The organism is Pseudomonas sp. B26(2017) (assembly GCF_002113045.1).
Lineage (GTDB): Bacteria > Pseudomonadota > Gammaproteobacteria > Pseudomonadales > Pseudomonadaceae > Aquipseudomonas.
In genome coordinates, this window is sequence record NZ_NEJJ01000015.1 from 47089 (window position 1) to 60721 (window position 13633).

General features: G+C 63.8%; 1 protein-coding gene. It reads right to left on the minus strand.

Going from position 1 to position 13633, the window contains the following annotated elements; translation table 11 throughout:
• Positions 1–10 precede the first annotated feature (10 nt).
• Positions 11–13633, minus strand: coding sequence for a non-ribosomal peptide synthetase (locus CAF79_RS21450; protein ID WP_085700191.1), 13623 nt, complete (start codon positions 13631–13633; stop codon positions 11–13).

Here is a 13633-nt window from a genome sequence, read left to right on the forward strand (position 1 = left end):
AAAGACCGGCTCAACCCGCCGACTGTTGCAGGCAATGCTCGACCAGCGCTTCCAGCTCGGCCTGATACTGCTGCATCAAGGTCTCGATGGTGCTTGGGCGGAAGCGACGGGTGCTGTACATGCAACGCATCGACAGCTTGCCGTCGAACACCTGACCGACAATTTCCAGCCAGTTGCCGAGGTTGGCATCCAGGCTGTAGACATCGCCGATGTGCTCGTGCGCCGGCATCAACATCGCCTGCTCGTCAAAGGTCTGGTCGAACTGTCCCAGATAGTTGAAGGTCAGCCGCGCCTGGGGCAACGCCGCCAGACGCTGTTGCACCGATGCATCCGCCATGTAGCGCAGCGCGCCGTAGCCGACGCCTTTCTGCGGCACAGCAGCCAACTGCTCGCGGACCGCCAGGATCGAAGCGCCAAAATCCTGCTCCGCCAACGGCGCCAGCCGCACCGGGAACATGGTGGTGAACCAGCCAAGCGTGCGGCTCAGATCCAGACCTTCGACCAGGTCCTCACGACCGTGCCCTTCCAGTTGCACCAGCACCGACTCGGCCTCGCTCCAGCGACACAGCACACGACCGAGGGCGGTCAGCAGCAGATCGTTGATCTGGGTGCCGTACACCGCCGGCGCCTGTTTGAGCAGTTGCCCGGTGCGGGTGGCGTCGAGCCCCATGAACGTTTCTTCGCGAAAACGCACCAGGTTCTTGCCGCGCGGGTTGTCACACGGCAGATCCTTGCCCGGCTGATCCAGTTGTCCGAGCCAGTAATCCAGCTCTTGCCCGACCAGTGCCGGCACCTGCGCCGCCAGGCCATCGGCCCAGGCGCGATAGCTGCTGGTGCGCTGCGCCAGTTGCGGCTCGCGACCCTGGCTGAACGCCTCGTACGCGAGTTGCAGGTCTTGCAGGAACACCCGCCACGACACCGCATCGATTACCAGGTGATGCACCACCAACAGCAAGCGCACCTCGCCGTCCGGCAGATTCACCAGCAGGCCGCGCATCAGTGGCCCTTCGAGCAGGTTGAGGCTGCGCTGGGCTTCATTGACCAGTGCGTCGAGTTGCTCGATGTCGCTGATCTCACGCTGCCACAGCAACGGGTTGTGCCCGGCGATGCACAAGCTGTCCTGCAGCGTTTGATAGTGCTGCAACCAGCGGCCCTGATCCTGATAGAAGCGCAGCCGCAATGAGTCGTGCTGCGCCAGCATCAACCGCAGCGTCTGCTCCAGCGCCGGGGCATCCAGCGCCTGGCGCGAACGCAGCATCATCGCCTGGTTGAAATGATGCGGTTCGCTCATCCCCTCGGCGAAGAACCATTCCTGGATCGGCAACAGACCAAACGCCCCCGCCTGAGCTACATGACTGCTGTCGGCGGTCTGGCTCGAGCGCGCGACCGCTTGCTGGTCGAACAGGTTGCCAATGGTCTGGAAGCGCATCAGGTCGCGCAGCTTGATGTCCAGTTTCAGTTGCGGATGGTTCCGCGCCCGGGAAATCACTTGCAGGCTGAGAATCGAATCACCGCCCAACTCGAAGAAGTTGTCGCTGATGCCGACCTGCTCCACTTGCAGGACATCGGCCCAGATCTCGGCCAGCCACGCTTCCTGCTCGTTGCGCGGCGCCTGATATTGATCGGCGCAAAACTCAGGCTCGGGCAGCGCCTTGCGGTCCAGTTTGCCGTTCGGCGAGATCGGCAGGCGCGCCAGACTCATGATCTGCAGCGGCACCATGTATTCGGGCAACTGTGCGCGCAACAGGGTCTTCAGACGCTCGCCGGCGTTGTCGTCGGTGCTGACCACATAGCCGATCAACTGTTTGCCGGAGACGCCGTCACGGGCGATGACCACGGCATCGGTGACACCGTCCTGAGCGCGCAGGCAGGCTTCGATTTCACCCAGTTCGATGCGGAAACCGCGAATCTTCACCTGATGGTCGGCGCGGCCGACGTAATCGAGGATGCCGTCATGGCGCAGGCGCACCAGGTCGCCGCTGCGGTACAGACGGCTGCCCGGTGCCCCGAACGGATCCGGCACGAAGCGCTCGGCGGTGATGGCCGCACGGCCATGGTAACCACGGGCAACCCCGTAGCCGCCGATATACAACTGGCCGGACAAGTCCTGTGGCAGCGGATTGAGATCGTCGTCCAGTACCCACAGCGAGCGTTGGCCGACCACTCGCCCGATCGGCGCATAGGCGGCAGCGCAGGCTTCATTGTTCGGCGCTTTCCAGAGCATTGGCGTGACCACGGTTTCGGTCGGGCCGTAACCGTTGGTGATGTACTGCGGTTGCAACACGCGGCGCACTTGCGCCAGGGTCTGCTCCGGCACCGCGTCACCCCCAAGGCAGTAAATGCGCACCTTCGGCACGGCCATGCCGCTGGCCTCGACATACTCGGCCACCTGTTTGAGGTAGGCCGGCGGGAAGCAGGCAATATCGATCGAACGGTTGAGCAAGGCGTGGCTGGTCTGCTCCGGTGTCCACAGTTCATGATCGCGCAGCACCAGCGTGCCGCCAAAGGCCAGGGTGGTCAGCCAGCGTTCATGGGCGCCGTCGAACGCGAACGACATGAAGTGCAATTCGCGCGTGCCGGCATCCATCTCGTACAACTCACGGATTGCCTGGCAATGCATGCTCAGCGGTCCGTGGGTCACCGCCACACCTTTGGGCAAACCGGTGGAGCCCGAGGTGTAGATCAGGTAGGCGAGGCTGTCATCACAGGTCTGTACTTGCGGGGCCGTGTCGGGGTACTGATTGCCGTCGAAAAGGTCGAGATCAAGCAATGGCAGGTTCGCCGGCAATGGCAAACGCTGGCTGGCGGCGCCACGGCTGATCATCTGACGCATGCCGGAGTCTTCGATCATGAAAGCCAGGCGATCGGCCGGATAGTCGATGTCCAGCGGCACATAGGCAGCGCCGCTTTTGAACACGGCGAGCAGAGCCACCAGCATGTCGAGCGAACGTTCCAGTGCGACACCGATCAGCACTTCCGGACCGGCATCCGCGGCGATCAAATGATGCGCCAGCTGATTGGCACGGCACTCGAGTTGCGCGTAGCTCAACTGTTCGGCACCACATTCGGCGGCAATGGCCTCAGGGCGTTGCGCGGCAATCATCGCCGGCAACAGCGCGCGCCGATGCACCGCCGCCGGTTCTGCGCCCCACTGCTGCAAGGCCTGCCATTGTGCCGCGGCCAGACGCTGCAGGTTGCCCAGACGCTCCGTCGGCTGCCGCATCATGCTGTGCAGCAACACTTCCATGGTCTGGCGGATCCGCTCGACCGCTTCGACACTGAAACGATCACGCAGGAACAGGTACTCGATGGAGAACTCTTCTCCCAGATGCACCGCCAGGTCCATCGGGAAGTTGGTCACGTCATGGCTCGCCGAGGCGCCGAAGCGCAGGCCGCCCGGTGCCTGTTCCAGACGCTGGTCGATCGGGTAGTTCTCGAACACGATGATGCTGTCGAACAAGGCTTGCCCGCCCTGCCCCGACCAGCGCTGAATATCCGCCAGCGGTGCGTGAGCATGTTCACGCAGATCGAGGTTATAGGCCTGCAGACTGCTCAGCCAGGCATTCAGCGGCTGCGCCGGATCGAGGGTCTGGATCACCGGCAAGGTGTTGATGAACAGCCCCAGCATGTTGCCGGCATTCGGCAACCCTTCCGGGCGCCCGGCCACGGTGGCACCGAATGCCACGCTGTGCTGACCGGTGTAGCGCTGCAACAGCAGCAACCATGCGCCTTGAATCAAGGTGTTGGCGGTAATGCCCTGAGCCCGGCAATGCTGCTGCAACAAGGCGGTCTGCTGTGCATCCCAACGGGTGTACAACGCCTGGTGGCCGTGCTCGGCGGATTCGTGACGCGGGTGCATCGCCTGGCTCAGCGCGGTCGGTTCCACCAGTGTCTGCAAGTGGCCGCGCCAGAACTGCTCGAGTTGCGCCGAATCCTGCTGCTGCAACCACGCGATAAAGTCGCGGTAACGACCGCTCTCGCCCTCGATCTGGCCGGTGGCGTAGTGCTGCAGGACTTCGCCGAACAACTGCGAACTGCTCCAGCCGTCCATCAGGATGTGATGGCTGGTCCAGATCAACTGGTACTTGTCGGCGTCCAGACGAATCAGGCGCGTGCGTTGCAACGGCATGCGATCCAGCTCAAAACCCTGAACCCGCTGCTGGCGGGCGAACTCGGCGAGTTGCGCCTCATCCATCGGCGTGTCCAGCGCTTGCAGGTCAACAATGCCCTGACGGTGGACGACCTGCACCGGTGACGCCTGGCTGTCTTGCCAGTGGAACGACGTGCGCAGGATTTCGTGACGCTGCACCACGCATTCCCACGCGGCACGGAAGCGCTCGATATCGAGGCCTTCGACCGACAGGTTGAGCTGGTTGACGTAAAGATCGTCGCCATCATCGGACAAGGTGTGGAACAACATGCCCTGCTGCATCGGCGACAACGGATAGATGTCTTCGATGTCCGCGACCGGCACCGGCAAACCGTCCAGACGTGCCTGGTCCAGCGCTGCCAGCGGGAAGTCCGACGGCGTCAGGCCGTGGTTGCCCGGGGTCACGCAGTGTTCGATCAGCGCCGTCAGTTCACGCCCGTATTCATCGGCCACGGCCTGCACGGTCGCGCTGTCGAACATTTGCTCGCTGAAGCTCCACGACAGGCTCAGTTCACCGCCATACACCTGACCGTTGACCGACAGCCAGTTGCCCAGCGGGGCCTGTTCGCCGAGGTCACTGCCGGCACTTTCGCCGGCCGGCAGAAACAGCGCGGCTTCGTCGAACTGGCTATCGAACTGGCCAAGGTAGTTGAAGGTGATTTTGGGCACAGGCAGCGCTGCCAGAGCCTGACGCGCCGAGGCATCGCCCAGATAACGCAAGGCGCCAAAACCGATGCCCTTGTCGGGAATCGCACGCAGTTGCTCCTTGATCTGTTTGATCGATTCAGCGAAACCGCTGGCCGGCGTCAGGTGTACCGGGAACACGCTGGTGAACCAGCCGAGGGTGCGGCTCAGATCGATGTCGTCGAACAGGTCTTCACGACCATGACCTTCCAGCTGAATCAGTGCCGAAGCATGCCCGTTCCAGCGACTGATGACCCGCGCCAGTGCGGTCAGCAGCAAGTCGTTGACCTGCGTGCGATAAGCCGCCGGGGCCTGTTGCAACAATTGTCGGGTCAGCTCCGGCGCAAGGCGCGTCTGCACACTTTGCGCGTAGCGGTTTTCCAGGCTGCCGTCCGGACGTTCGCACGGCAAAGTGGCGGTCGCCCCGCGCAAGTGCTCACGCCAGAAGGCCTGCTCGTCATCGAGGGTGGCGGTGTGTGCCTGCAAGCGTTCGGCCCAGGCTTTGAAGGCGCTGGTCTTGGCCGGCAACGCGACCTCGCGCCCGGCCTGGATCTGGCTGAACGCGGTTTGCAGATCTTCCAGCAGGATCCGCCACGAGACACCATCGACCACCAGGTGATGCACCACCAGCATCAAGCGCTGAGTGTGATCCGGCAGATCGAACAACACACCGCGCAGCAGCGGCCCGTCGAGCAGATCGAGACTGCCCTGGGCCTGCTGACAGATCCCTTCGATGTCAGCCGAATCCGTCAGCGTGCGCTGCCAGAGCAGTTCCTGCACAGGCTCGAGCGGGCGGTGCGTGGCGGTCCAGCCTTCAGTCGTTTCAATGAACGACAGGCGCAAGGCATCGTGATGCGCAACCAGTGCCTGAAGCACCTGCGCGACGGTCCCGGCATGCAGAGTCATCGCCGGTTTGAGCAGCAGCGACTGGTTCCAGTGATGCCGCTCGGGGATCTCGCTGGCGAAGAACCATTGCTGGAACGGCAACAACGGCGTCGCCCCGCTGACCGGCCCCTGATCGATGCTCAGCACCGTGCCGCCCGATTGTGCGACCGCCGCCAGTGCCTGCACGGTCTGGTGCTGGAACAGATCCTTGGGCGTGAACTGGATACCGGCCTGCCGCGCACGGCCGACCACTTGAATCGAGATGATCGAATCACCACCCAGTTCGAAGAAGTTGTCCGTAGCGCTGACCCGCTCAAGGCGCAGGACATCGGCCCAGATCGTGGCGATGCGTTGCTCCATGTCATTGCGCGGCGCCACGTAGCTGTTCTGCATCAGGCTGGCGTCCGGTGCCGGCAGCGCCTTGCGGTCCAGTTTGCCGTTCGGGGTCACCGGCAGGTTCGCCAGCACCATCAAGTGCGCCGGCACCATGTGCGCCGGCAGACTCTCCTTGAGGGCGTCGCGCACGCTGTCGCGCCATTCGCCCAGTTGTGCCTCCTCCACCGGCTGCGTCGGTACCAGATAGGCCACCAGTTGCTTGCCGCTCGGCCCGGCGTGCGCCAGCACCACGGCTTCACGCACCCGGCTCAACTCCAGCAGGCGCGCTTCGATTTCGCCCAATTCGATGCGGAAACCACGGATTTTCACCTGATTGTCGACGCGGCCCTGATAGTCGAACACGCCATCGGCGCGTTCACGCACCAGGTCTCCGCTGCGGTACAGACGACTGCCCGGCGCCCCGAACGGATCGGGTACGAAGCGTTCAGCGGTCATCGCCGGGCGATCCAGATAACCCCGGGCCAGTCCGGTGCCGCCCAGATACAACTCGCCCATCACGCCCTGTGGCAATGCGTTGAGGTCAGCGCTGAGCACGCAGGTGCTGCGGTCGCCGATCCGCGTACCGATCGGTGCATAGGCCGCGCCACACTCGTCGTGGCGCCCGGCCTTCCAGATCAACGGGGTGACCACGGTTTCGGTCGGCCCGTAACCGTTGATGATGTGCTGTGGCGCCAGCGCCGCACGCGCCCGTTCGAAACTGTCGTTGGGCACGGCATCGCCGCCGAAACAGTAGATGCGCACCGCTGGCGGCTGGCCGACCTGTTCGGCGTGCTCGGCCAATTGCTGCAAGTACACCGGCGGGAACGCCGCCACCGTCACGCCGTGCTGTTGCATGGCGGCATAGGTCTGCTCCGGACTCCACAGACTGTCATCGCGCAGCAACAGCCGCGAGCCATGGGTCAGCGGGGTCAACCAGCGTTCATGAGCGCCGTCGAAAGCGAACGACATGAAGTGCAGCTCGCAATCGTCCGGGGTCATTTCATAGCGCTGGCCGATCGCCTGGCAATGCATCGCCAGCGGTCCGTGTTCCACGCATACACCCTTGGGCTGGCCGGTGGAACCGGAGGTGTAAATCACGTAAGCAAGGTTTTGCGGGTGCACCTCGACCTGCGGCGCCACGTCTGGCCACTCGGCGGTCGGCAACGTGTCCAGATCCAGTGCGCGCAAACCGGTGCTCAGCGGCAACCGCGGGCGCAGTTGCGAATCGCTGAGCAACAGCGCGATGCCCGAATCTTCGATCAGATAGGCCAGGCGCTCGCGCGGATAACCGGCATCCAGTGGCACATAGGCGCCGCCGGCCTTGAGCACCGCGAGCAACGCCACCAGCATCGATGGGCTGCGCGGCAGGGCGACGCCGACACGCACTTCCGGCCCGACGCCTTCATGGATCAGCACATGCGCGAGGCGGTTGGCCCGGCTTTCAAGCTCGGCGAAAGTCAACGCCTGATCGCCACAACGCACGGCTTCCCGTTGCGCCTGCTGCGCCGCGATCACCGCGATGCGCTGATGCACCAGCAACGGATCCGTGCACGGTTGCGCACGATTGCTGTCCTGCAGACGGCGCTGTTCTTCACCGCTGAGCAGGGTCAACGCGCCGAGACGCGCATTCGCCGACTGCACGAACTGCTCCAGCAACGAAGCCAGTTGCGCGTGCAAACGCACAATCGCCTGCGCGCTGAAACAGGCGGCGGCAAAGCTGTAATGCACCGACAGGGTTTCGCCGAGGTTGACCCCGACCGTCAGCGGGAAGTTGGTTTGTTCACGGGTGTCGACCGCGCCGAAATTCAGACCCAGCGACGAGCCTTGCTCCAGCGCTTCGGAGATCGGGTAGTTCTCGAACACCAACAGGTTGTCGAACAGGCCATCGCTGCCCTGCCCCGACCAGCGCTGGATATCGGCCAGTGGCGTGTGTTCGAAATCACGCAGGCCAACGTTGAGTTCCTGCACGGTTTGCAGCCACTGGCTGACCGTCAGTTGCGGCTCTGGACGGGCAATCACCGGCAGGGTGTTGATGAACAGGCCGACCTGCTGCTCGACCCCCGGCAAATTGGCCGGACGCCCCGACACAGTGGCGCCGAAGGCCACGGTCGATTGCCCGGTGTAACGTTGCAACAGCAACAGCCACGCCGCTTGCACCAGGGTGTTGAGGGTGACTTTTTGCTGACGGGCAAACTCGCTCAAGCGCAATGTGCCCGTGGCGTCGATCCACTGCTGATAGTGCCCGGTACCGCCCTCGGCGCTCGTCGACCGATCCGCCAGCCCCTGGGCCAGGCGGGTTGGCTCATCAAATTGAGCCAGACGCTCGAGCCAGAATTGCTCGCTGAGCTGACTGTCCTGACGCTGCAGCCAGGCGATGTAATCGCTGTAGCGGCCAATGGGCGCTGCAGGCACCTGCCCGGCATAGCGTTGCAGCACTTCACCGAGTAACTGCGAGTTGCTCCAGCCGTCGAGCAAAATGTGGTGGCTGGTGTAGAGCAGTTCGTGGCGGTCTTGCGCGGTGCGCACCACCACCAGGCGCAACAGTGGCACCTCGTTCAGATCGAACGGACGGTTGCGCTCGGCCTCGGCCAGCGCATCCAGCGCTTCGCCCGGTTGGCCGCGCCAATCGTGAACGGTGAACGGCAGCGTGGCCGAGCGTTCGACGATTTGCAGCGGCTGAGCCTGCGCCCCGCCCCAGACAAACCGCGTGCGCAGAATGTCATGGGCCTCCAGCGCCGCTTGCCAGGCCTGACGGAAACGCTCGACATCAAGCCCTTCCACCGACACCCGCATCTGGTTGATGTAATCGCCCGAACCCTGTTCGTACAGGGTGTGGAACAGCATGCCCTGTTGCATCGGCGACAGCGGATAGATGTTGTTCACCGATGGCGGATCGGTGATCAGCGTATCGAGCTGCGCCTGAGTCAGGTCAGCCAGCGGGAAGTCCGACGGCGTCACACCGCGGTTGTGCGCCTCACAGCAATGGGCGATCAGCGCATTGAGCTCTTGTGCATAGTCGTCAGCCAGACGCTGGATCGTCGCCTGATTGAACATTTCGTGGCTGAACGACCAGCTGAGGCTGAGCTCACCGCCATAGACCTTGCCGTTGATGTCCAGCCAGTTGGCCAACGGTGCCAGCGAACTCTGCTCGCGGCCGGTGCTTTCACTGGCGGGCACGAACAGCGCGGCCTCGTCGAACTGGCTGTCGAACTGCCCCAGATAGTTGAAGGTAATGCGCGGCACCGGCTGCGCGGCGAGCGTCTGCCGCGCGTGTTCGTCGCCCAGGTAACGCAGGGCACCAAAACCCAGGCCCTTGTTCGGTACGCCACGCAGCTGTTCCTTGACCGCCTTCAGCGAGTCGGCCAGGCCCATGGCCGGGGTCAGACGCACCGGGAACAGGCTGGTGAACCAACCCACGGTGCGGCTCAGGTCGATGTCGTCGAACAGCGCTTCACGGCCATGACCTTCGAGCTGGATCAGGGTCGAGGCCTGACCGGTCCAGCGGCAGATCACTCGCGCCAGCGCCGTCAGCAGCAGATCGTTGATCTGCGTGCGATAGGCGGCGGGCGCCTGCTGCAACAGTTGGCGGGTCTGATCCGCATTCAGGCGGGTTTCCACGCTCACCGCGTGACGGTTCTGCAAGCTTGCCGCAGGGTTGTCACAAGGCAGATCGGCGGGCGCTTCGCCCAACTGGCCGGCCCACCACGTCAGTTCCTGTTGCAGCTCACCACCGGCGAACGCTTGCAGGCGTTGCGCCCAGTCCTTGAACGGGCTGGTCTTGGCCGGCAGTTTGACTGTCTGGCCGTTCTGCAGCTGCTCGCAAGCGTTCTGCAAATCTTCCAGCAACACGCGCCAGGACACACCGTCGACCACCAGGTGATGGATCGCCAGCAACAGGCGCTGGCTGCCATCGGCCACATTCAGCAGCACGGCGCGCAACAGCGGGCCGTCTTGCAGATCGAGGCTGCCTTGCGCGGCGTCGCACACCGCTTCGATTTCGTCGGCGTGCTGCACGCTCGCCTGTTGCAGCAACGGCCGGTTATCCGGCGCGCGGTGCGTGGCCGTCCAGCCTTCGGCACCTTCGCTGAAGCTCAGGCGCAAGACGTCGTGATGCGCAACCAGTGCCTGCAAGGCGTGCTCGAGGACATCGGCGTCGACCGCTTGCGAAGGTTTCAGCAGCAACGACTGGTTCCAGCGCTGACGCTCGGGAATCGCCAGCTCGAAGAATCGTTGCTGGAACGGCAGCAACGGCGTGCTGCCGGTGACGGCGCCCTGCTCGATGCCGAACGCCGCGTCGCCACGCTGGGCGACCCGGGCCAGACCTTGCACGGTCTGGTACTGGAACAAATCCTTGGGGGTGATACGCAGGCCGGCCTGACGTGCACGGCTGACCACCTGGATAGAGATGATCGAGTCGCCGCCAAGGGCAAAGAAGTTATCCGTGACGCCCACCTGTTCCAGCCCGAGCACGGCCTGCCAGATCTCGCACAATTGCCGTTCGTTGTCGTTACCCGGCGCCAGATAGGTGTGCTGCTCCAGCACTGCGTCAGGTTTGGGCAGCGCCTTGCGATCAAGCTTGCCGTTGGGGGTCAGCGGCAGTTTTTCGAGGAACAGCCAATGCGCCGGCACCATGTATTCGGGCAGGTGCTCGCGCAGAGCGGTCTTGAGCACTTCGCGCAGCCGCGCTTGTTCTTCGGCGTTACCCAGGGCAGCGCTCGGCACGATGTAGGCGACCAGTTGCTGACCGCTCGCGCCTTCCTGCGCCAGCACCGCCAGCTCGCGCACCGAGTCTTGTTGCAGCAGGCGTGCCTCGATCTCACCCAGCTCGATGCGGAAACCACGCACCTTGACCTGATGGTCGATACGCCCGACGTATTGCAGGTTGCCGTCAGGCTGATAACGCGTCAGGTCACCGGTACGGTAGAAACGCTCGCCCGGAGCGCCGAACGGGTTCGGCAGATACTTTTCTGCGGTCAACGCCGGCCGGGCCAGATAACCGCGGGTGATGCCGGCACCGGCCAGGTACAGTTCGGCAGCGACGCCTTGCGGCACCGGTTGCAACTCGCCATCGAGGACATAGCTGGCGGTGTGTTTCAGCGGCCGGCCGATGCTCGGCTGGCCACCCGCCGTGCGCCGTGTCCAGGTTGAATAGGTGGTGTCTTCCGACGGGCCGTACAGGTCGAAAACATGCTCGACCGTCGGTTGCGCATACAAGGTGTCGACCAGCGACTGCTTGAGCGGCTCACCGGCCAGATTGATGATGCGCACGCTCGGCGGGATCTCGCCGCTGCGTTGCAGGGCGGCAATCGCCGACGGCACGGTGTTGATCAGGCGCACCTGATCGCGGGCCGGCAACTGCGGCAACTCCAGCGCATTGCGAGCGATGATCAGCGAACCACCGTTGGCCAGAGTGACAAACAGCTCCCACACCGACAGGTCGAAACACACCGACGTCGAGGCCAGCACGCCTTGAATATCGTCGCGGCTGTACACCGATTGCGACCAGTCGATCAGCGCCAGCACGTTGCGATGGGCAATCGCCACGCCTTTCGGTTTGCCGGTCGAACCGGAGGTGTAAATCACATACGCCAGGTTGTCGGCCGACACCCGCGTTTGCGGCGCATGCGCCGGATACGCGGCGAAATCCTCGGCGGCGTTGTCCATCAGCAGCACGTCGGTGTCCGCCGCTGTCGCCAGACTGGCGGCGACGTCCCGTTCGGTCAGCAGGCACAGCGCCCGGCTGTCTTCGAGCATGTAGGCAACGCGGTCGGCCGGGTAATCCGGGTCGAGCGGCACGTACACGCCCCCGGCCTTGAGCACGGCCAGCAGCGCGACCAGCAGATTCTCCGAACGCTGCATCGCCACGCCGACGCGCACCTCCGGACCGACGCCTCGCTCGATCAACGCATGCGCCAACGGGTTGGCCCGTGCTTCAAGCTCGGCATAGGTCAGATGCCACTCGGCGAACGTCACCGCGCGTGCATCCGGGGTCTGCGCGGCCTGCCGGGCGATCAACTGATGAATGCACAGGTCGCTGGCAAACGGTGCGTCAACAGGGTTCCAGTCGTGCAGCAATACCTGCCGCTCACTGGCATCGAGCAACGGCAATTCGCCGACACGTTGTTGCGCATCGCTGACGATGCCCTTGAGCAACGCCTGCAAATGCCTGCCCATACGCTCGATGGAGGTGGCTTCGAACAGGTCCGTGGCGTAGATCAGCGAGGCCCACACGCCCTCCGGCGATTCGTGGGTTTCCAGGGTCAGGTCGAACTGCGCCGTGAGGCTGTCCCAGTTCACGCTTTCAACCGCCAGCCCCGGCAACTGCATGGCCTGCCGGGCCTGCCGCGCGCCACTCTGATGGTTGAACATCACCTGGAACAACGGGCTGCGGCTCAGGCTGCGTTCCGGCGCCAGGGCTTCGACCAATTGCTCGAACGGCAGATCCTGATGCGCCTGCGCGCCCAGCGCCGATTGCCTGGCCTGGGCCAGCAAGGCGCTGAACGTCATGCTGCTGTCGAGGGTGGCGCGCAAAACCTGGGTGTTGACGAAAAAGCCGATCAGCCCTTCGGTTTCTGCGCGGTTGCGGTTGGCAATCGGCACGCCGATGCGAATGTCGTCCTGACCGCTGTAGCGATGCAGCAAGGTCTGGAACACGGCCAGCAACAGCATGAACATTGTCACGCCTTCACGGCGCGCAAGGTCCTGCAGGTCTTTGCTCAACGCCGCGTCCAGCTGCATGTCCAGACGTGCACCGCGATAGCTTTGCACCAGCGGGCGCGGATGATCGGCCGGCAGTTCCAGCACGCCCGGATCCGAGCCCAGATGTTCGACCCAATAGCTCAATTGCCGCTCGCGCTCACCGGCGTCCATCCAGCTGCGTTGCCACTGGGCGAAATCGGCGTACTGGATCGGCAACGGTGCCAGCGTGGCCGGTGCGCCCTGACTGAACCCGGCATAGAGTTCGATCAGTTCGCCGACCATCACTTGCATCGACCAGCCATCGGAAATGATGTGATGTTGCACCATCACCAGAACGTGATCGTCCGGTGCCAGCCGCAGCAGGCAGACCCGCAGCAAGGTGTCCTGTTCCAGATCGAACGGGCGGGCAATCTCGGCTTCGATGGCCGCGCGCAAACGCGGCTCATCGACTTCGCCCTCCAGCTCGCGAACCTCGATCTGCAAGGCAAACGGTGCCTTGATCAGCTGAATGGCCCTGTCCTGATCACCTCGGGCAAAGCCGGTGCGCAGACTTTCGTGACGCTCGATCAGCGTATCGAAACTGCGCTGCAGCACCGCCATGTCCAGGGCGCCGCGCAAGCGCAACGCCGTGGGAATGTGGTACGCCGCGCTGTCCGGCTCCATCTGCCAGAGAAACCACTGCCGCTCCTGGGCATAAGACAAAAGCAGCGGTTCACCTTCGGCGCGCCGGAAAATCGGCGCGATGCCATAAAGGTTAATGCCCTGTTTGCCCAGTAGAATCGCCAGCGCCTTGCGTTTCTCGGGAGAAAGCGCGCCTACCGATTCAATCAACTGCTGCAT

What these genes read in the sequence shown, in the direction of transcription:
- CAF79_RS21450 (WP_085700191.1), bottom strand. Translation starts at nt 13,633, where the DNA reads ATGCAGCAGTTGATTGAATCGGTAGGCGCGCTTTCTCCCGAGAAACGC.